The organism is Cyclobacterium sp. 1_MG-2023 (genome assembly GCF_030546805.1).
Taxonomy (GTDB): Bacteria; Bacteroidota; Bacteroidia; order Cytophagales; family Cyclobacteriaceae; genus Cyclobacterium.
On sequence record NZ_JAUOPC010000012.1, the window covers coordinates 209,720 to 229,780 of the forward strand.

The 20,061-nt window shown below is 41.3% G+C and carries 17 protein-coding genes and 1 tRNA gene; 14 read left to right on the forward strand and 4 right to left on the reverse strand.

The features are described from left to right. Positions 1-245 precede the first annotated feature (245 nt). A complete protein-coding gene (locus Q4534_RS18585; RefSeq protein ID WP_303614655.1) occupies positions 246-554 on the reverse strand; it encodes an endonuclease domain-containing protein in 309 nt (102 codons plus the stop codon). A gap of 583 nt (positions 555-1,137) precedes the next feature. Here Q4534_RS18585 and Q4534_RS18590 point away from each other — a divergent pair. The 7 genes from Q4534_RS18590 (at position 1,138) to Q4534_RS18620 (ending at position 9,439) form a co-directional block, all read left to right on the forward strand. Next, a complete protein-coding gene (locus tag Q4534_RS18590) occupies positions 1,138-2,919 on the forward strand; it encodes an FAD-dependent oxidoreductase (protein WP_303614656.1) in 1,782 nt (593 codons plus the stop codon). After that, positions 2,916-4,781: a 2-oxoacid:acceptor oxidoreductase subunit alpha gene (locus Q4534_RS18595; protein WP_303614657.1), complete on the forward strand. Its 1,866-nt coding sequence runs from the start codon at positions 2,916-2,918 to the stop codon at positions 4,779-4,781. Before Q4534_RS18590 ends, Q4534_RS18595 begins: the two co-directional genes overlap by 4 nt. Then, positions 4,756-5,808, forward strand: coding sequence for a 2-oxoacid:ferredoxin oxidoreductase subunit beta (locus tag Q4534_RS18600; RefSeq protein ID WP_303614658.1), 1,053 nt, complete (start codon positions 4,756-4,758; stop codon positions 5,806-5,808). The genes Q4534_RS18595 and Q4534_RS18600 overlap by 26 nt, the downstream gene beginning before the upstream one ends. Positions 5,809-7,018: 1,210 nt before the next feature. Then, positions 7,019-7,744, forward strand: coding sequence for a hypothetical protein (locus Q4534_RS18605; protein WP_303614659.1), 726 nt, complete (start codon positions 7,019-7,021; stop codon positions 7,742-7,744). Continuing rightward, positions 7,741-8,124 (forward strand): hypothetical protein, encoded by a 384-nt coding sequence (locus Q4534_RS18610; RefSeq protein WP_303614660.1) that lies wholly within the window; start codon positions 7,741-7,743, stop codon positions 8,122-8,124. The genes Q4534_RS18605 and Q4534_RS18610 overlap by 4 nt, the downstream gene beginning before the upstream one ends. Next, complete coding sequence (locus Q4534_RS18615) at positions 8,121-9,224, forward strand: hypothetical protein (RefSeq protein ID WP_303614661.1); 1,104 nt, start codon at positions 8,121-8,123, stop codon at positions 9,222-9,224. The genes Q4534_RS18610 and Q4534_RS18615 overlap by 4 nt, the downstream gene beginning before the upstream one ends. A gap of 83 nt (positions 9,225-9,307) precedes the next feature. Further along, entirely contained in the window at positions 9,308-9,439 is a 132-nt protein-coding gene (locus tag Q4534_RS18620; RefSeq protein WP_303614662.1) for a hypothetical protein, read from the forward strand. Between the two features lie 215 nt (positions 9,440-9,654). On the opposite strand, the gene dinB is transcribed toward Q4534_RS18620, so the two are convergent. Further along, positions 9,655-10,845: a DNA polymerase IV gene (dinB, locus tag Q4534_RS18625; RefSeq protein ID WP_303614663.1), complete on the reverse strand. Its 1,191-nt coding sequence runs from the start codon at positions 10,843-10,845 to the stop codon at positions 9,655-9,657. A 119-nt stretch (positions 10,846-10,964) separates the two neighbouring features. Between dinB and Q4534_RS18630 the strand changes: the two genes are divergently transcribed. The 7 genes from Q4534_RS18630 (at position 10,965) to Q4534_RS18660 (ending at position 17,672) form a co-directional block, all read left to right on the forward strand. Further along, a complete protein-coding gene (locus Q4534_RS18630; protein ID WP_303614683.1) occupies positions 10,965-11,660 on the forward strand; it encodes an XRE family transcriptional regulator in 696 nt (231 codons plus the stop codon). A 414-nt stretch (positions 11,661-12,074) separates the two neighbouring features. Continuing rightward, the gene (locus Q4534_RS18635; RefSeq protein ID WP_303614664.1) at positions 12,075-12,560 is read left to right on the forward strand and encodes a methylated-DNA--[protein]-cysteine S-methyltransferase; all 486 of its coding nucleotides are present in this window, start codon (positions 12,075-12,077) and stop codon (positions 12,558-12,560) included. A 50-nt stretch (positions 12,561-12,610) separates the two neighbouring features. Continuing rightward, positions 12,611-13,072, forward strand: a complete 462-nt coding sequence (locus Q4534_RS18640; protein ID WP_303614665.1) for a GNAT family N-acetyltransferase — start codon at positions 12,611-12,613, stop codon at positions 13,070-13,072. Between the two features lie 159 nt (positions 13,073-13,231). Further along, a tRNA-Leu gene (locus tag Q4534_RS18645) sits at positions 13,232-13,313 on the forward strand. 90 nt (positions 13,314-13,403) lie between these two features. Further along, a complete protein-coding gene (locus Q4534_RS18650) occupies positions 13,404-14,297 on the forward strand; it encodes an aldose 1-epimerase family protein (protein WP_303614666.1) in 894 nt (297 codons plus the stop codon). Positions 14,298-14,376: 79 nt separating this feature from the next. Continuing rightward, a complete protein-coding gene (locus Q4534_RS18655; RefSeq protein WP_303614667.1) occupies positions 14,377-16,296 on the forward strand; it encodes an ABC-F family ATP-binding cassette domain-containing protein in 1,920 nt (639 codons plus the stop codon). Positions 16,297-16,397: 101 nt separating this feature from the next. Further along, positions 16,398-17,672, forward strand: coding sequence for a DUF5103 domain-containing protein (locus Q4534_RS18660; RefSeq protein WP_303614668.1), 1,275 nt, complete (start codon positions 16,398-16,400; stop codon positions 17,670-17,672). A 283-nt stretch (positions 17,673-17,955) separates the two neighbouring features. Here the strand turns inward: Q4534_RS18660 and cas6 are convergent, their stop codons facing one another. Continuing rightward, positions 17,956-18,849, reverse strand: a complete 894-nt coding sequence (gene cas6 / locus Q4534_RS18665; RefSeq protein WP_303614669.1) for a CRISPR-associated endoribonuclease Cas6 — start codon at positions 18,847-18,849, stop codon at positions 17,956-17,958. Positions 18,850-18,960: 111 nt separating this feature from the next. After that, positions 18,961-20,058, reverse strand: coding sequence for a redox-regulated ATPase YchF (gene ychF / locus Q4534_RS18670; RefSeq protein ID WP_303614670.1), 1,098 nt, complete (start codon positions 20,056-20,058; stop codon positions 18,961-18,963). Between the last annotated feature and the right edge of the window lie 3 nt (positions 20,059-20,061).

Genomic DNA, 20,061 nt, shown 5'->3' on the forward strand with positions numbered 1-20,061 from the left:
ATTTATTGTTTGTTAGTACTACCCCAAATTTACATGCGATCTACCTGCTAGTTTCATCAGCCCAATGAATTTCAGAAAATCAGCTATAAATACCTTTTTCTGCAATTCCCCCTTGGCAAGGGGGCGCAGGGGGATTTTTAAGGCACATTATCTCAAGTTTAGAATGAAGTTTTCGTGACTTCATTCTTCAATTCCCAATCATCAATATAATTTCCTATCTCCATTAAAACATAGGGCATAGATTTCTAGACATCCCTGTCCAAAAACCTTAGAAGAAAGAGATCCATTTTCTCCAAAATCAATTGCCGTTTTTGGTCTTGAACCACCGATTCAGGGTAAAAATGGCTATCTCCATCAATTTCGATTACCAATTGTAGTTTCTTAGAGTAAAAATCAACCATAAAATGCCCTAATGGTTTTTGCCTATTGAAAGCATAGCCTCGAAATTGACTACCTTTTAGCTTTTGCCATAGTAAAACTTCGGATAGGGTTGAATGAGTTCTTAATTCTCTTGAAAAATCTTTTAAATTTTTATCATAAGGAAGAAAATGCATGGTAAAATATAGAAATTTTTATACTTATTTTCTAGATTTCCACTTTAATTAACAGGGTTTAGCGTTTTAAATTTTATTTTTTTATTTAAAAATACGTAACAAAATCCCCCTTGCTCTCCGCCGCGGCGGAGGGATTCTGATGCGTTTGATATCATACTGGACCCTGGGCGGAAGGGGTAGGTATTACGCGTACGTAACCCTAAGGCTTCGGCTCCGCTCAGCCGCCGGGTTTGGTATTACCATGATAGCACCCGGTTGAGCTGCTACATTGAATACTGTCATTTTGATTTTAAAAAAGTTAATTCTGAGCATATTGATTTTATTAAGAACGCCCTCACTGCAAACACATATTTGAAAGGGGCAATCGCGCTGGATAAAGCTGAGCCAATTTTACCTAAGTGAATTAGGAGAAAACGAATACAAAACAGGCTGAAAAATCACAAATACAGGAAGGAAAATGGGCTAAGTGTTAAAAATGTTCTCCAATAATTTGGTTTGCAGGGTTAAGTTTTCTAAAATTAATCTGAATTAGCAACAACGACCTTTCCTCCCACAAGGTAAAGGTCAAAACCCAAAATATACAATGAAGCCTACCGATACGAGTAATCCGGAATATTACCATAAGGTAGTGGACTGTCAGTACGCCTGTCCAGCCCACACCCCGGTCCCTGAGTATATCCGAAAAATTGCAGAGGAAAAATACACTGAAGCCTACATGATCAATTGGGAGTCCAATGTATTCCCTGGGGTTTTAGGCCGAACCTGTGACCGCCCCTGCGAACCTGCCTGCAGAAGGGGAAGAGTAGAAGAAGAACCTGTAGCGATCTGTAGGTTAAAAAGAGTGGCCGCAGACAACAAAGGAGATGTCAAAGCCCTAATGCCTCATGCACCATTCCCTTCCAATGGCAAGAAAATCGCCCTTATAGGAGGAGGTCCTGCTTCACTGACGGTGGCCAGAGATCTTGCACCTTTGGGCTATGAGATCCACCTTTTTGATGAGCAGATTGCCGGAGGAGGTATGATGCGAAGCCAGATTCCTGCATTTCGACTGCCTGAAGAAGTGCTCAATGAAGAAGTTAATTACATTCTGGATCTAGGCATTCACACCCAATTCATGCATTATGTAGATAGCCTGAAAGGTGTTCTGGAGCAAGATTACGATGCGGTATTTGTAGGCACCGGAGCTCCCAGAGGTCGTGACTTACCCAAACTTCCAGGAAGACAGGAAGCAGATGCGAATATCCATATCGGTATCGAATGGTTGGCAAGCGTGGCTTTTGAGCATACCAAAAAAATTGGCAAAAAAGTAATTGTTTTAGGTGGTGGCAACACCGCCATGGACTGCTGTCGTACTTCTCGCCGAATGGGTGGAGAAAGTGTAAAAGTAGTGGTTAGAAGTCCATTCAAGGACATGAAAGCCTCTCCCTGGGAAAAAGAAGATGCCCAGCATGAAGACATTGATATCTTCGATAATCATGTGCCACTTAGTTTCGAAGTAGAAAATGGCAAGCTGATCGGTATGAAATTCCAAAAAGTGGATGCCGTCTATGACGACAAGGGCAAAAGAAAACTGATCCCAACCGGTGAGCCAGACGTTTTTATAGAAGCAGACGAAGTTTTGATTGCCATAGGTCAGGAAAACAGCTTCCCCTGGATCGAAAGAGACATAGGACTAGAGTTTAACGAATGGGAAATGCCCACGGTAGACGAGGTAACCTTCCAGTCTACAAACCCTAAAGTCTTTTTTGGTGGAGATGCTGCATTCGGACCCGAAAACGTGATCACTGCGGTCGCTCATGGTCATCAGGCAGCAGTATCCATGCACCTGTTTTGTGAAGAAAAAGATCTAAAGAAACGGCCTGCCCCATTCACCAAGCTGTTCAGCACCAAAATGGGTATCCATGAATGGGCCTATGATAGCCCTGTAACCATCGATCAAAGATTCCTGGTCCCACAGGCAGAGAAATCTCTGACATTGGTAGACCGAAAGAAAGAGGTGGAACTGGGATTTAACCTGCCCACAGGTTTCAAAGAAGCCCAACGTTGTCTAAACTGCGATGTACAAACGGAATTCTCCACTGATCTCTGTATAGAATGCGATGCGTGTATGGACGTCTGTCCCACCTCCTGCATTACATTTACCGGAAACGAGCCGGAAGAAGATGAATTAAGACAAAAACTACTGGTACCCGCGACTAACAAGTCTCAGGACATATTGGTGTCAGACACCCTCAAAACCGGCAGGGTAATGGTGAAAGATGAAGATGTATGTCTTCACTGCGGACTATGTGCCGAAAGATGCCCCACCTCCGCCTGGGACATGAAACAATATTTTTACAGTGTAACAAAAGCAGGAAGTATATGAAGGAGCAAGAAGCCATTGCCCACCCTCAAGCAAGAGTAAATGATTTTGTAGCGCGATTTGCCAATGTCAACGGAACCGGATCCGCCAGTGCCAATTTTCTATTTGCCAAAGCCATATTCAGGATGGGTATTCCCGTCACCCCTAAAAACATTTTCCCTTCCAACATCCAGGGTTTACCTACCTGGTATGAAGTGAGGGTAAGTGAAAAGGGCTACCTGGGCCGCAGAGAAGGCATAGACCTCCTTGTGGCAGTCAATGCGCAAAGCATGAAGCAGGACATAGAAAGCGTACATCCCGGAGGCTACCTCATGTATGACAACACCAAAAAACTGCATACGGATATGATCAGGGGAGACATTCATTATCTGGGAATTCCCATGATGGAGATGGCCAACGAAAACTATAGCAACCCCCGACAAAGGCAACTGTTTAAAAACATTATTTATGTCGGTGCACTTTCCGTATTGCTAAACATAGAGTTTGAAGTATTGGAAACATTGCTCAAAGAACAGTTTGCAGGCAAAGAAAAACTGATCGCTCCAAATGTAAAAGCGCTGCAACTGGGAATGAATTATGCCCGCGAGCATTTCGATTACCCACTTGATTTTCACCTGGAAAGAAGGAATCTTATCAAGGACAAAATCTTGGTAGACGGCAATACGGCCTGTGGACTAGGCGCTGTATATGGAGGAGCAACGGTAATGGCATGGTACCCAATCACCCCTTCTACTTCTGTTGCAGAGGCATTTGAGAAATTTGCAAGCAAATACCGCATAGATCCCGAAACGGGAAAGAAAAATTACGCAGTGGTACAAGCCGAAGATGAGCTGGCAGCCATGGGAATGGTCATCGGCGCCAACTGGAACGGTGCCAGGTCACTGACAGCCACCAGTGGTCCGGGTGTTTCCTTAATGAATGAATTTATAGGCTTGGCTTATTTTGCAGAAGTACCTGCCGTATTGGTAGATGTGCAAAGGGCCGGCCCCAGTACCGGCATGCCCACAAGAACGCAACAGTCGGACATTACCATCGCCGCCTATGCCTCCCATGGGGATAGCAAGCACCCTTTGTTATTCCCCTCTACTCCCAAAGAGTGTTTTGAAATGACAGCTACCTCCTTTGATCTGGCAGATCGCCTTCAGACCCCCATCATACTGATGACAGATCTGGATCTGGGCATGAACGATCATATGAGCGAGCCATTTACATGGGATGCTGAAAAGAAATATGACAGAGGAAAAGTATTGAACAGGGAAGAACTAGAAGCCATGGGCAGGTTTGGCAGGTACCTGGACAATGAAGGAGACGGTATTCCTTACAGGACCTATCCCGGCACCCATCCATCCAAAGGCGCCTTCACCACCAGAGGAACTTCCAGAGATGAGTATGCCGTGTACACTGAAAACAGTGAAGCCTATGTGCGCAATATGAAACGCCTGCAAACCAAGTGGGAAACGGCAAAAAAAATAATGCCCGAACCTCACTTGTATCAAGAAGAAAACCGGCAGGAAATAGGCATGTTGTTCTTCGGAACCTCCACCTATTCTTCAGAAGAAGCCAAAGATTTGCTGGCAGAAAAAGGCATTCACCTGGATGCCATTCGCATCAAAGCCTTCCCCTTTGGAGAAGCTACTGAGACATTTATCCAATCTCACAAGCTTGTGTTTGTCATCGAGCAAAACAGAGATGGGCAGCTTCGCAGCCTGATCATTAATGAAATGCAAACCAATCCTGCGAAACTAGCCCCTGTACTGAATTATGATGGCATGCCCATCACTGCAGACGACATCGCTTCCCAAATCACCAATTATTTAAAGCAAAAAACCGCCGTAGCTCATGACTTATCTGAAACCTTTATTTAGACACCCAAAATTGCCCAAAAACAAGCTTGGGTATACACTTAAGGAGTATGAAGGAAGTATTTCCACGCTCTGTGCAGGTTGTGGACATGACAGTATCAGTGCCACGATTGTGCAGGCTTGTTATGAACTGGACATTGAGCCCCATCTGGTAGCCAAAATTTCCGGAATAGGTTGCTCTTCCAAAACCCCGGCCTACTTTCTAGGCAATTCCCATGGTTTTAACTCTGTGCACGGCAGAATGCCTTCCGTAGCTACAGGAGCCAATATGGCCAATAAAAACCTGGTATATTTTGGTGTTTCAGGAGATGGTGACACAGCCTCCATCGGTATGGGACAGTTTGTGCATGCCATCCGCAGAAACCTCAACATGGTCTACATTGTGATGAACAATGGCTGCTATGGCCTTACCAAAGGGCAAGATTCAGCTACTGCCGATGTAGGGTCTAAAAGTAAAGCAGGGTCTATCAATCCATTTCAACCTGTGGACCTTGCCAGTCTGGCAGTAGAATTAGGAGCCACCTTTGTTGCCCAGAGTTTCAGTGGTGACAAACAGCAGTTGGTTCCACTTATCAAGGCTGGTATACAACACAAAGGCCTGGCCTTTATTAATGTAATGTCCCCGTGTGTCACTTTCAACAACAATCCCGGATCCACCAAATCCTATGATTATGTACGTGAACACATGCAAGCCACGGGCACTTTGGATTTTGTTCCCGAAGAAAAACCCATTCATGCCGAGTATGAGGAAGGTACGGGCACGGCTGTATCGCTACATGATGGCTCTGAGATGAAATTACACAAATTGGCACCGGACTGGGACCCCGAAGACAGGGTATCCGCAGCCAATGCTATTCAGCAAGCACGATTAAAGGATGAAATACTCACCGGCTTACTGTACATCAATACGGAATACGGTGACTTGCATGACATTATCGACACTTCCGATACACCTTTAAATACCATGAAGGAAAATACGTTGTGTCCGGGAACGGAAAAACTGGACACCATCAATGCGGGATTCAGGTAAAAAAATCCTGACACCATCACATTCGAAACAAACAAAACCCCATCGCTTTTACTAGAGATGGGGTTTTGTTTTTTATTCCTTCTAATTCTAAAATAAGGTGATAACCAATGGGATGGTTAACAACATTTGAAATTTCATGAATCTGTTCGTATGACCTCAAAATTGATTCGAATTCCATTTTCGCTATTTGGGTCATTGGCATCCCAGCATCAAATTTCTCCTTGACTAGTAATGCCTTTGCGAAATCCTCGGGAGGCAGTCCGCTAGGACGAGTCACTCTTTGGCCGAACCGATGGAAAGGCAATGTGCTGTAGGCGTGGGAAAACGGCTTAGGGATAGGAACGGAAATCCTTTCGGCAAGGCAGAGCGTAGGGAAAGATTGGAGGGATAGCCCGCTGAAGGAAAGCCCCAAGTCCAGCAAAAGAAATTACTATCAAAAATTCCCTTCCGGAAGATCTCCATAAAACAACTTTACTATCAAAAACCAGACACTGATAATTCTGCAGCATACATAAAGACTATCATACTTAAAAAAGATCCTGGCTTTCCTGGAATCATTCTGCTTTCAAAAAATCAATAAACCGTAAAAATTGATCTGAAAGAATAGTTTGAATGAGAGTTCAATACTTAAGATAAACAACGTTAGCATCCTGAAATAAACGCTTAGAAAAATATAAAAGCTTCAACTCACTATGATGCAAAGAGCGAAACTGAACCAAAACCTGCAATTCCAGTTTTATAAATCATCATGTGAAATTCATTCTGTTCGTCAATCATAAGAAAAAGAATGCTTTTCAAAGGTTCCTCCCATTTAGAGGGAAGGTTTTTTTGCCCACAACTCACTTGTGAATAGACTTCCCAGTAATACCAAGTTTATCTTCTAATGAGGAAATACGAATTAGATACTTATTGGAGACTAAAAATTGCCTGTAGATAGAGTCAACGATCATAATTGAAAAGATAGATAGAAAAAATCATAACTGTATTTTGGCACATTCCCAGAAAGGAATGCCTTAATTAATTATGGGGAAAATATACAAGTTCAAAAACCTATCTCCAAAAGAGACCCATGAAACAAATTGCAACGCATTGAAAATCTCAATCGTATTTTTCCAAAAAAATTTTCTAAAAATGAAAACTAATTCCCTAATAACACGTAATTTAAGAAATAATAGTTAATGATTATTTAATACTCTATAACCCAAAAACCATGAAAAAAATCATATTTTTAGCTTTTATAGCTATTTTTTTGTCCTTTACCCCACTTTTCTCTCAAGAAACGAGTTGGGATTATCCTATTCGACCTGGAAGTAGGGAATGGGCTACACTACCCACTACCGCAGATAGGGTAAAAGCCATTCAAGTACCTGAGGACGTACTGCCCAAGCTATCGGATCAACAATTGCTGGATCTTATTTTAAATTACCCTTTCTTTAATAGTTATATCTTATCGGATAACCCGTTTGATGGATACCAAAGAACAATGGTGACACTGAATGCTTATGGAGAACTAAAGTCTAGACCGGAAAGCCTTAATATTATTTTCGATCATTACAACAGGATGGATTTTTCTCAAATAAATAAATTGGGGGAAAGTGCTGAGATTGGAAGGTTTGCGTTACGAGTTTCAGCAATAGAGTTGATGCTAACTGATTTTAGTTTGGACAAAACCTTATCTCTGGAAGAATCTGAGAAAATATTGGAAGGCGTATCAAGAAAATACACAGAAAAATCCGTTAACGAGGAAGAGCTACTGGGCTTGGGAAAGCTAACTACCGCTTTTCTGGCCGCCAATGTGTTTAATGGACAACCTACTTTAAAAAACAAAATCTATAAAAAAAACGAGCTAGAAAATTTTGTAGCAAACATACGTGTTATAAGCAATGATTTTGTAGATAATATTATCAATCAAATTAATTATCCCCAAAACCGATGAAAACAAGAATATATATTCTAGCGATCGCCTTATTGGCCTTCTGTTCACAATCCTGCAATAGCGTGGATCAAGATGATCCGGAGTTAAACGAGCTGTTGCTTTCCTGCAATGCCACTGATCCCATCAACGATCTGCAATGGCTGGGTGACCTCGATGCCGAGTATGAGCAATTGTGGCAAACGTACCGTATTATGGTAGTTGAATTCGAAAGGAAAGGTTATATCGTTTTGGATGGTACTCTGAGTTCTTCCCCTGCGTCTACCATATTTAATTGTAATGGAGATGTAGCCCTAAATAGTACATTAAAGGGAATCTCTTACAATGATTTTATTGACAACATGAGAATAGTAAAAGTTTTAAAAACCAAAAACTGGCCATGAAAAAGCTCTACGCATTTATAATTTTTAGCACACTAATCACATCGACTTTATTAGCGCAAAATGTATATACTCCAAAAGGCACTTTGGTTCCAACTAATTCATATTTCACATATAACACTCCCCAAAGTACAATAAACGCATTTTATGACGATTTAAACAATGGCCTTTATGGACACACCCCTGTAGTTGTTGCAAGCGTAAATGATAATTATAATTGTCACGGATATGCCTGGAACATGTATCCTTCAAATGGAAGACAAGTAGCATTAGATGATCCCACATATAATGCAGTTAGTACTTATATCAATGATCAAAGTTTCAAAACTACAACCAACACTACATTGCCAGGTGTACTTGTCCGTTACAGTGGAGACCATTCTGCTGTAGTTATAAACGTAACAAATCGGCTAATGTCCAAATGGGGATGGGCAACGCTCACTAGACATGCTCCGGGTGACGTTCCTCCAGGATATGGTCTCCCGGCTAGTTACTATCGGTGTAACTTCCCTTCGAAGTTAACCCACGCACAAATAGACAACGGGACAATATCATATGGAACCTACCCTTCATTCGAAGCAAATACTGGTTCACACCGAATTGATGTTTATGGAACCCCACATACTACTTATTCATTTGCAACCCAGCCAAGTGTTCCAGGAATATCCATTTATGGTCAGTATTCAAACACAGTGCTTTTTGATAAACCGGCATATAATCAGCAAGGCCGATATATATTTGTAACTATGAGCAACGGATGTACAGTACCTTCAGCTCAAACAAGTATCTATGTTTATGATCCACCGGGAGCATCTATGATGATTTACCCTGTTCCGACAGATGATGAAGTAACGATCCAATTTGCTGATTTAGAAGAAAAGCTTGTGATGGAAGATATGACTTACGATGGGGAAGGTCCATCTTTACCAGTTTCCATAGAAGTATTCAATGGAAACAACATAAAAGTTGCCGATTTATCTGAAGAGGTAATAGTTAGAAAAAGCAATAAGGTGAGTCTTGCTCACTTAGGGAAAGGAACTTACTATATCAAAGCAATTTTTAAAGACGGTTTTGTAGAAACAAAAAGGGTAATTGTAAAATAAATTATCATAAGAAAATCCAATACCAGAATATTTCGGAAGCCCGGGCAAAAAGTTCGGGCTTTTTTGAAAAAAAAGGAATAGATATGAAAAAAACTAAGCATATTATTAGGGTTGGTTTTGTTCCCGCTTTTGGTTCACTCCCAAGACTTGGAAAAAGTAAAAACATGGTTTTAGGAGAATTACCGAGAAACACAAAGAAAATGTATTTCGCATGATTGAGGGGATGTATTGGGAAATAGCCAATAGCAGTACTAAGGACAGAGTAACGGAAGTGATTTTAAAGGAAATGAATAGAGCGAAGGAAAGGGCAAAATCTTGTAGCCACGTGTGAAACCCGTGGTAAATACAGTGTATACGCCAAAATCCTGATGTCAGCTAGCTAAGTAACGTTACATTTCTCTATGCTTTAGAATTTCGGGATAGCCCTGACTCAGTTTTCCTTCCCATTAAACGGGTTAAATTTCCGACTCCCTACATGCATGCCCACAGCCCTGCAGACCGTTTTGTCTCCATACTTGCCATTGAGTCGATCCAAGGCCTGGTACAAAGAAATACGTTCTTCTGTATCTTCAAATAAGTTGATCTGATAATGCCCATGCACCAGCCCGCTAAAGCGAACACCTATCAAACGAATCAGTAAACGCCGTTGGTACAGTTGCTGAAAAAGCGCCTTTACCAGGGGAAGGAGGACATGGTCTGCTGAAGTATAAAATACCCGGCGCTGTACCGTATGGGTATCAAAATCAGAATACCGGATCTTAACGGATACAGTAGAAGTCAGTTTTTGCTGCTGCCTCAGCTTACTTGCCAGCTGTTCTGTCATGGCCGTAAGTGTGGCCTCCAGCAGGCCTACATCAATGGTGTCTTGCTCGAAGGTGTTTTCTGTGGAAATGGATTTGGCTTCCGAATAAGGGGTAATGGGAGAGCGATCGATACCATTGGCCTTCTCCCAAATCATCAGCCCATTTTTGCCAAAGGCAGATTCCAACAACTCCGCAGGCATGGCTTGCAGGGTGTGGATTTTCTTTACGCCCATATTGTATAGGGTATGGGAAGTTTTCTTCCCTATCATGGGGATTTTTCTCACAGACAATGGTGCCAAAAAAGGCTTCTCCTCTCCATAAGGCACTTGTTTCTCATTATTGGGCTTGGCTTCTCCCGTGGCCACTTTGGACACCGTTTTATTTTGTGAGAGTCCTAAAGAAATGGGTAAACCACTTTCTTTGATGATTTTTTGTCGCAGCTCCTGCGCCATCTTATAACAGCCAAAAAACCGGTCCATGCCCGTATAGTCCACATAAAATTCATCTATAGAAGATTTTTCAAAAAGCGGCACACTCTCACGGACAATTTCAGTGATCTCACTGGACTTCTGGCTGTATTTCGCAAAATCACCTCTAATCTGCAAAGCCTCCGGACAAAGCTGCCTGGCCGTACGCATGGGCATGGCAGAATGAATGCCAAACTTCCGGGCCTCATAGCTGCAAGAAGCCACCACTCCCCTGTCTCCGGATCCTCCGATCAGAATAGGCTTGCCCATAAGCCGACTGTCATACAAACGCTCTACCGACACAAAAAAACTGTCTAAATCCATGTGTACAATGTTTCGTCTTTCTGCCATTACCTTCCTCTCCTAGTATGATTTACAATCTATTTTGTTAATTTTATTGACATTTTATTGTTTATAATTTAAACAATTGTTTTATATTTAAACCATTGATTTCATTAAAAAATTTGACCATGTACCTCCACAGCAATATCAAATTACTGCGCAAAAGAAAAGGGATCACACAATCCCTAATGGCCGAATCACTGGGCATCAGCAGGTCCAAGCTTGCCGGCTATGAACTAAGTATCAGCCCTCCGCTGGATACATTGGTGAAGATTTGTGAATACCTGGAGGTATCGGTAGATCTGATCTTGAAGGAAAACCTAGAAAAATATCCTGCTCACAAACTCAGGGAGGTGTTGGAAACCAGTCGCTACCTCAAAGGCCGCGACCTGCGCATCCTCACTACTACGGTGGATGCGCAAGGTCGTGAATTAATAGAAGTGGTTTCTCAGAAAGCAAAAGCCAGTTACCTGGCAGGATTTTCAGACCCTGACTTTATTGGGGATTTGCCTCGGTTTCACCTCCCCTTTCTCCCACAGGACAAAAAATACAGGGTTTTTCAGGTAGATGGAGACTCTATGGAACCCATCCCTGACGGGGCATGGATCATTTGTGAATACATAGACGATTGGACAGCCATACGTGACGGTGAGAAATACGTTATTGTCACCGAGCAGGATGGGGTTACTTTCAAACTGACTTACAACCAATTAAGCAAAAAAAAGCAGCTCTTACTCTGTTCAAGTAATCCTTTGTATCCCCCTTTTGAAGTAAAAGCGGAGACGGTTCGGGAAGTATGGAAATACCGCATGATGATGGTATAAGTATCTCAAATAAATTGGTAAAAGCAGAAATTAAAGTTACCTTTAGTCCAGTAGACAATCACCATCCGTATAATTTACAGCAACATTTTACGCTGTTATCTGTTAATAACATACAACCTTCTAAATCCCCATGAATAGGGCACTCAGAAGGTCGCTTGCAATTATTTTTATTTTGAAATGCAACAATGCCACAGGGCTTTCATTACCCCTTTTAGTAGACCTCGGCAATGCTCAGGAGAAGCTGATCGGATGAGGGAGAACTAAAAAGTCAGAGGCGGAGCATAGAGTAGCAAATTGACAAATGCCTATTCCAGGCTAAAAGAATTGAATAATAGTATATTTCATTGAAGCGTCAGCAGTAATACTGAATTAGTAGCGTTTAAACCTTTTGTTGGTTTTAAAATTGTAGAGGATATGAAAGAAACAGTAGTCATTACGTCGCCCTTAGGAAATATCAGACTTGTCGCTGCAGATGGTTTTTTGCTGTCCTGTAGTTTTACAGAAGACCCTGTAACAGAGAGAATAAACAACTTGTTTTTCCTAGACATCATCAGTCAATTGAATCGTTATTTCGATGGAGACCTCCGGATTTTTGATATTCCGGTAGCCATTGGAGGCAGCACATTCCAAAAAAAGGTTTGGATGGAAGTAAATAAGATTCCTTTTGGACAAACGGCTTCTTACCAGGACATTGCCAATGCCCTTTCTAAGCCTACCGCTGCCCGTGCTGTAGGTGCAGCCAATGGCACCAACCCACTATTGATTGTTATTCCGTGTCACAGGATCATTGCCAGTACGGGAGAGTTGACCGGCTATGCCGGAGGGCTGTGGAGAAAGCTTAAGCTGCTACAAATGGAAGCCATGGATCAGCCGGGTCAACAATATAATTTGGGTTTTTAATTTTCCAGTCAAACGCTTTTTTCTTTTTACCAACATCCCTATTTTTAAAGATGGAAAAGGTAAAAATTCATCTTTACACACCTCAATTGGCCTCTTATTTTCTCTCCATCAATCAGGAATGGATAGAAAAGTATTTTACCATGGAAGCTTTTGACATTGCCCAACTGCAAAAACCGCAGGAAACCATCCGGGATCATGGCGGTGAAGTTTTATTTGCCGAATGGGACAAGGAAATTGTAGGCACAGTGGCTTTGAAAAAAATAAATGAAGCTCAGTACGAATTAATTAAAATGGGCGTATCACCCAAAGCCCAAGGCAAAAACATTGGTTTTCACCTAGGAAAAGCCGCCCTGGAATGGGCCAAAGCACAGGGTGCCGCTAAGGTGATTTTGTACAGCAACAGCCTATTGGCTCCTGCAATAGCTCTGTACCGAAAAATGGGGTTTAAGGAAATTCCCATGGAATGCGGAACTTACGACCGCTGTGACATTAAGATGGAGTATATTTTTTGATTTTTTGTCACCTACGCTTACTCAACCACTAATTGCTGCAGATTAATAGGTCCTGATTTTTATTTCAATTATTTTCTCCACTCTTTACCTTCTCAAATAATTTGTAATCATTTTTGTTTGCACTGCTGAAATTATCTTCTACTTTTGCACTTCCCATCTGCGCACGTGGTGGAATTGGTAGACACGCCATCTTGAGGGGGTGGTGCCTTCGGGTGTGGAAGTTCGAATCTTCTCGTGCGCACTAAACCTTTCCTGAAATTTGGAAAGGTTTTTTTTTTGATGTCGTTTTATTATAAATTTCATTTTTATTCACCTTTTTCAACCCTTAATCATGTCTTCCCCTAGTATTCATCGTTTATCTCTTGGTCAGTTAGAAGCCCAAATTTCTACCATGGGCGCAGAATGTATTTCGCTCAAAAAAAATGGACTGGAATTCCTATGGCAAGCTAATCCAAAGGTATGGGGCCGCCATGCCCCCGTATTGTTTCCAATAGTGGGCAAATTAAAAGACAACCAATACTCCCATAATGGCGAAACCTATACCATGGGCCAACATGGTTTTGCCCGGGATCGAAATTTTGAATTGATTGAAAAAACCGAACAGAAACTTACCATGGTACTAAAGGCTGACGAGCTCAGCAAAAAAGTTTACCCTTTTGATTTTGAACTTTCCATCAAATATCGTCTTACTGACAATGGTTTGTATGTAACCTATAATGTTCGCAACCCTTCGGACAATGAAACCCTACTTTTTAGCATTGGTGCGCATCCCGGTTTTGCCTGTCCGCTGGAACCTGAGAAGGAATCTTTTTCAGATTACCTGATAGATTTTGGTCAAAAGGAGATTAACAAGCTTCCTTTGTACACTTTAGAAGATGGGCTGATCTCTTCGCATAAAACGACTTTAGCCTTAGATGCCGGGAAAATCGCCTTGGATTATAAGCTGTTTGAAAATGATGCCTTGATTTTAGACGTAGACCCGATTACCTCTATAAGCGTTTGCAGTCAAAAAACAGGCAAAGGTTTTGCCATGGAGTTTTCAGACTTTAAATGGCTGGGTATATGGACCAAAGAAAAAGACGCAAAATTCGTTTGTCTAGAACCTTGGAATGGGATTGCCGCCACCACAGATCATGATGGGAGCCTGGAAAATAAATTGGGGATCGAAAAGTTGATGCCACAAGGCCTTCACAAAGCTGAGTTTAAGGTGGACCTATTGGGGTAAAAAGAGGAAAAATCGCTACTTTATTGAATTCCTTTTTCTAATGCTGCCATATACCGCATAGTTTTCTTAATTTTGCGGCATGTTATCCATCAACAATCTCTCTTACTATATTGGGGGCCGTCCCCTTTATGAAAATGCCTCCCTACACATCAAACCAAAGGATAAAATTGGCTTGGTAGGGCTCAATGGTACAGGCAAGTCTACGCTTTTAAAGATCATCTACGGCGACCTTCAACCCAGCTCAGGAGAAATCCAAAAGTCCAAAGACTGTAGCATAGGCTTTCTTAACCAAGATTTATTGTCCTATCAATCTGAGGACAGCATACTGGATGTGGCCTTGGAAGCATTTAAAGAGACCTTGTCACTTCAAGACGAGATTGACAAGGTACTTAAAGCGATGGAAACAGACTATTCTGATGAAATCATTCAGAAGCTGGCCAATCTTCAGGAAAGGTTTGAAGCCTTGGAAGGATATACCATCAAAGCCAAAGCAGAAGAAGTGCTGGAAGGTATTGGTTTTAAAACTGCTGACCTAAGTCGACCACTGAAAACCTTCTCCGGAGGCTGGAGAATGCGGGTGATGTTGGCCAAGTTGCTTTTAGAAAAGCCTTCTCTATTGATGCTTGATGAACCCACCAACCACTTGGATTTACCTTCCATTCAGTGGGTGGAAAACTACCTTAAATCTTACGAGGGAGCGGTTATTGTGGTATCTCATGATCAGACTTTTTTGAACAATGGCACAGAAACCACTGTAGAAGTTTCTCGGGGTAACCTCACCAGCTATGCCGGCAATTATGCTTTCTATAAAAAGGAAAAAGTGGAAAGGGAGGAAATCCAGCAGAATGCTTATGAGAACCAACAGCAAATGATCAAGCAAACGGAGCGTTTCATCGAGCGTTTCCGAGCCAAAGCTACCAAATCAAATCAGGTACAATCTAGGGTCAAGGCCTTGGACAGAATGGAAAAAATTTCTCAGGTAGAGAAAGATGAAGTAGCTGTTAATTTTAAATTTACTTTTTCTCAAAAGTCCGGACGTGATGTGATCACTCTGGAAAATGTTTCTAAATCTTTTGGAGACCTGCAAATTCTTAAAAACACCACTGCCCGTATTGAAAGGGGTGATAAGATTGCCCTTATTGGTGCCAATGGTAAAGGGAAATCCACTGTTTTAAGAATTATTGATGGATCAGAGCCCATACAAGGGAAAAGAGAAGAAGGATATAACCTTATTAAATCCTTCTTTGCCCAGCACCAGTTAGAGGCCTTGGGCATCAACAATGAAATCCTGCAAGAAATGATGCAGGCAGGAAGCAGGAAATCTGAAACAGAGCTACGGAATGTATTGGGTTGTTTCTTGTTTACAAATGATGATGTTTTTAAGAAAATAAAAGTACTTTCCGGTGGGGAAAAATCCAGGGTAGCCTTGGCCAAAACCCTGATTTCTGAAGCCAACTTTCTGTTGCTGGATGAACCTACCAACCACCTTGACATTCAATCAGTAAACATTTTGATACAAGCCTTACAGCAATATGAAGGAACTTTTGTCACCGTTTCTCACGACCGTTTGTTTATCAAAGGTGTAGCCAATAAGATTTGGTACATTGAGGATGAGCAAATAAAGGAATACCCCGGAACCTACGATGAATACGTTTACTGGAGAGAAAATCAAGTAGAAAAGGTAGCCAAACCGCAAAACATTGTAAAAAAAGCGCCCAAGCCTGCACCAAAAAGTTCAGCAAGCAAACAGGAGGATCATGCCCATAAAAAGGCTATAAAAGAAAAAGAAAAGAATTTAGAAAGTATTGAGCAACAAATCACTGCGCTGGAAAAGAAAAAAACGGATCTGGAGCATCAATTGGCTCAACCTTCCGTTTACGAAGATGAGGCAAAGATGCAGCAGCTCAATGAAGCTTATCATAAAATCCAAGAAGACGAAGCTGCGCTCAACCAAAAGTGGGAAGATCTGGCTGAGCAACTGGAAAGTTTGCAAAATTAAGGTTAAATTCCCTGAGCTTGAGAGGTAGCAGCCCTTGGATTTTAACCGGGCTTGCTTTTGCTTCAAACGGATATCAATGTCAATTAACCTAATCGAGACCAATGAAACATCCATTGATTAAACTTGTAATAGTATTTATTCTGTTTGCAATGGAGCCTCTATCGGCTCAAGAAATCCATGAAGACCGAGTGTATGATGAAAACATAAGGACGGTACAGCTCTACCCGGCAAGCACAGCCTTTTCGGCCCAAATGACAGCTCCTGTCATTCCTCTTGGTGGGGCTACCCCTTTGGAATTGCACTTTGATGATATTGCATTTGAAACGGATCGCTATCTAGCCAAAATTATTCACTGCAATGCCGACTGGACCACTTCAGGTCTTAAGGATCCGGATTTTCTAAGCCAATTCAATGAATTCAACATCAACACCTATGATTATGGGATCAATACAAGGATTCCCTATATCCATTATACCTTCGAAGTACCAAGTGTTAAAAGATCCGGAAATTACCTTTTAAAAGTTTACAGAGGAAGAAATGAGGAAGACGTAATCTTCACCAAAAGATTTATGGTTTACCAAAATCAAGTAGGCATAGGTGCTGAGGTCGTTCCTCCCAGCCTGAATGAAGACCGCAGAACAAGTCAACAAATCAATATCAATGTTGGTTACGGTCAACGTGAATTAATTGACCCATTGAACAATACCCTGGTAGTCATTCGTCAGAATCAGCGATGGGACAATGCCATTTATGGCCTGAAGTTTACCAATATTAGGGATGACATCAAACAATTGCAATACCAACTATTTGATGGTTCCAACACCTTTCCGGCAGGCAATGAGTTTCGCTTTGTTGATTTGCGCTTTGTACGTACCAGAGGGCGTAACATCTCAAGTGTAAGCATGGAGGAAGACGTCGTTTTTGCAGAAGCTGCCATTGACAAAGAAAGAAATGCTCTTGCCTACCTTGAATACCTGGATTTGAATGGACAATTTGGAATTTTCAATATGGAGCGTCAAAATCACCTATTGGAGAGTGAATATGTACTTTTGAACCTAAACTTTGAATCGCCTGAATTGCCTTCTCCACCTTATGTGTTGGGGGCATTAACCAACTGGGGAAAAGATCCTGAAGCAAAGATGGTCTACAACAAGAAAAGAGGACTGTACCAAGCCAGTTTATTTTTAAAGCAGGGATGGTATGACTATCAATACGGCCTTAAGAGTCCGGATGGCTGGAAAATGGCAGCATTTGAAGACAATCATTTCCAGACGGAAAATGAATATGAAATATTTTTCTATTACCGAGCCATGGGATCCAGGTATGACGAATTGATCGGCTATACAGTAATCAACCCAAATAAGAGGAGGTTTTAAAGCTATTTACCGGAGAGCCCTCATAGAAGGTAGGCCTTAGAGCATAATTATTTAGGCAAACCTTGCCATACTTTCGGCTAGTGTATTTTGATCGATAAGTGTTTCAGCCTATTTTAAAAAGAACTTGATGTTAAATACCCTATTAAACCAAAATGACTACAGCTCATGCTCTACTATTCGACACTTCTTTCAGTTGAATAATTGATTGACAGGTTCAACAGAATGCTAAAACTTCCGGACTTAGGCAAAAAAATACCCGGTGATTTCTCCCGGGTATTTTCTATTAATTGTTTTCTTCTTCAGATTTGCTATCTCCACCTTCCGCCCTTTCGTCGTTTTTACGTGGTTCATGCCCTTGGGCTCTGTAAGGTACAAATCCTTCTCTTTTAAATTTGTATGGTTCGGTTCGTTGGCTTGGCATATTATTCGCTAAATCCAGCATTCCAAACCCTTTGTGGGTAAAAGCCCCCAGTCCGCACTTGAATACAAACTCCTGCACTTCACTTGCAGCATACAAAGTAAAAGGCAAGGTATAGCCTCTAACTTCATATTTCACATCCATATCATATACGGAGTAGATTCTAGCAAACTTCTTTTGTTGTTCCCGAAGTTTGTTAACGTAAACCATATCAGGAACGACTTGAAATTTATAGAAGGACTCCATTTGTTCTTGGTTGTACCAACCCGATTTCTCCATCCTTGTGAGTGTAGACTCATACAAGAGATCAGAAAATTCATCCGTATCAGGATTTATAAATCTTTTACCAGACTCATCATCAAATGTGGGAGTAAGTAAAACCAAAGGGGAGATACATACAAACTTGTTGGATGTTTCTAATGGTGGCTCAATTTCTTTCTCAGTATACTCTGGCGACAATATTAAATTCCCCAATTCAATTTTGGGGGTTTTAAAAACCTGCTTTAATAGATAATCTATAAAAGGTTCATCAGGCGCTGAAACCACTAAAGTAACCAAACTGGAATAATAATGCAACCCACTTCTACTAACTTTTGTTTGGCCTTTTAGCCCGGAAAAGTTAAAGTAATTGTAGTTAAAAAATTCTTCCTGGCCTCCTTTTACGATCAGGCCTTTTAGAAACTGAGCTAAGATGTACTGATGGTGAAAGGGTAAGTAAGCACCTTTGTTCTTTAAGGAAAATATTAATCTAATTCTCACGACTTTAAAAATGAAAAGTTAAACAAAAATTTTATTTCATCACACTACCTGAACTAACTGAGAGTTGAGTAAATAAGTTGCAACAAACTTAATAATAATATTTTAATTTATTTACACATTGAACCTAAAATGCATGATATCTCCGTCACAAACTACATATTCTTTACCTTCAACTGCAATTTTCCCGTTTTCACGGCAAATTGCCTCCGTTTTGTACGTTTCAAAATCATTAAGTTTGATCACCTCTGCTTTGATAAACCCTTTCTCAAAATCAGTATGAATTACACCTGCTGCTGCGGGAGCCTTCCAGCCATTGGTAATTGTCCAAGCTCTTACCTCCTGAACGCCGGCAGTAAAATAGGTAATAAGGTTTAGTAGTTTGTACCCTGCTGCTATCAATCGATTCAATCCACTTTCCTCAAGGCCGTATTCTCCCAAGAACATTTCCTTTTCTTCAGGGTCTTCAAATTCAGCTATCTGCTCCTCCAAGGCGGCACATAAAACGACTACTTCTGCATTTTCTTGGCTTACTTCTGCTTTCAGCTTCTCCACATACTCATTTCCCTCCTTGATGCTATCTTCATCTACATTGGCCACATACAATACCGGCTTGATCGTCAATAAATGGATATCAGCAATAGCTTCCAAATCATCCTCATCAGCATCTACTACACGGGCATTCTTCCCTTCTTTTAATGCTTCTTTGAATTTATTCAAACTTTCAATGGCCTTTTTAGCCTTGGCATCACCACTTTTTGCCACCTTCTCTATCCTCAGCAATTTTTTATCTACTGATTCGATATCTTTCAATTGTAGTTCGGTATCGATTACCTCCTTATCAAAAATAGGGTCTACCCCTCCGGCTACGTGTACTACATTGGGATCATCAAAGCACCTGATGACATGTATCACAGCATCAACCTCCCTGATATTTCCTAAAAATTTATTTCCTAAGCCTTCTCCTTTACTTGCTCCTTTTACTAATCCAGCTATATCTACAAACTCGATCACTGTAGGAACCACTTTCTGTGGATTTACCAGACCTTCTAAAATTTGTAATCGCTTATCCGGCACCGTCACTACCCCTACATTGGGCTCGATGGTACAAAAAGGAAAATTTGCTGCTTCTGCCTTGGCACTTGACAAGGCATTAAATAAAGTTGACTTACCTACATTAGGTAAGCCAACAATTCCGCATTTGAGTCCCATTAA

Excerpts from the sequence above, each read along its gene's own strand:
- Q4534_RS18585 (WP_303614655.1), bottom strand. The coding sequence starts at position 554 with ATGCATTTTCTTCCTTATGATAAAAATTTAAAAGATTTTTCAAGAGAA.
- Q4534_RS18590 (WP_303614656.1), top strand. The coding sequence starts at position 1,138 with ATGAAGCCTACCGATACGAGTAATCCGGAATATTACCATAAGGTAGTG.
- Q4534_RS18595 (WP_303614657.1), top strand. The coding sequence starts at position 2,916 with ATGAAGGAGCAAGAAGCCATTGCCCACCCTCAAGCAAGAGTAAATGAT.
- Q4534_RS18600 (WP_303614658.1), top strand. The coding sequence starts at position 4,756 with ATGACTTATCTGAAACCTTTATTTAGACACCCAAAATTGCCCAAAAAC.
- Q4534_RS18605 (WP_303614659.1), top strand. The coding sequence starts at position 7,019 with ATGAAAAAAATCATATTTTTAGCTTTTATAGCTATTTTTTTGTCCTTT.
- Q4534_RS18610 (WP_303614660.1), top strand. The coding sequence starts at position 7,741 with ATGAAAACAAGAATATATATTCTAGCGATCGCCTTATTGGCCTTCTGT.
- Q4534_RS18615 (WP_303614661.1), top strand. The coding sequence starts at position 8,121 with ATGAAAAAGCTCTACGCATTTATAATTTTTAGCACACTAATCACATCG.
- Q4534_RS18620 (WP_303614662.1), top strand. The coding sequence starts at position 9,308 with ATGAAAAAAACTAAGCATATTATTAGGGTTGGTTTTGTTCCCGCTTTT.
- dinB (WP_303614663.1), bottom strand. The coding sequence starts at position 10,845 with ATGGCAGAAAGACGAAACATTGTACACATGGATTTAGACAGTTTTTTT.
- Q4534_RS18630 (WP_303614683.1), top strand. The coding sequence starts at position 10,965 with ATGTACCTCCACAGCAATATCAAATTACTGCGCAAAAGAAAAGGGATC.
- Q4534_RS18635 (WP_303614664.1), top strand. The coding sequence starts at position 12,075 with ATGAAAGAAACAGTAGTCATTACGTCGCCCTTAGGAAATATCAGACTT.
- Q4534_RS18640 (WP_303614665.1), top strand. The coding sequence starts at position 12,611 with ATGGAAAAGGTAAAAATTCATCTTTACACACCTCAATTGGCCTCTTAT.
- Q4534_RS18650 (WP_303614666.1), top strand. The coding sequence starts at position 13,404 with ATGTCTTCCCCTAGTATTCATCGTTTATCTCTTGGTCAGTTAGAAGCC.
- Q4534_RS18655 (WP_303614667.1), top strand. The coding sequence starts at position 14,377 with ATGTTATCCATCAACAATCTCTCTTACTATATTGGGGGCCGTCCCCTT.
- Q4534_RS18660 (WP_303614668.1), top strand. The coding sequence starts at position 16,398 with ATGAAACATCCATTGATTAAACTTGTAATAGTATTTATTCTGTTTGCA.
- ychF (WP_303614670.1), bottom strand. The coding sequence starts at position 20,058 with ATGGGACTCAAATGCGGAATTGTTGGCTTACCTAATGTAGGTAAGTCA.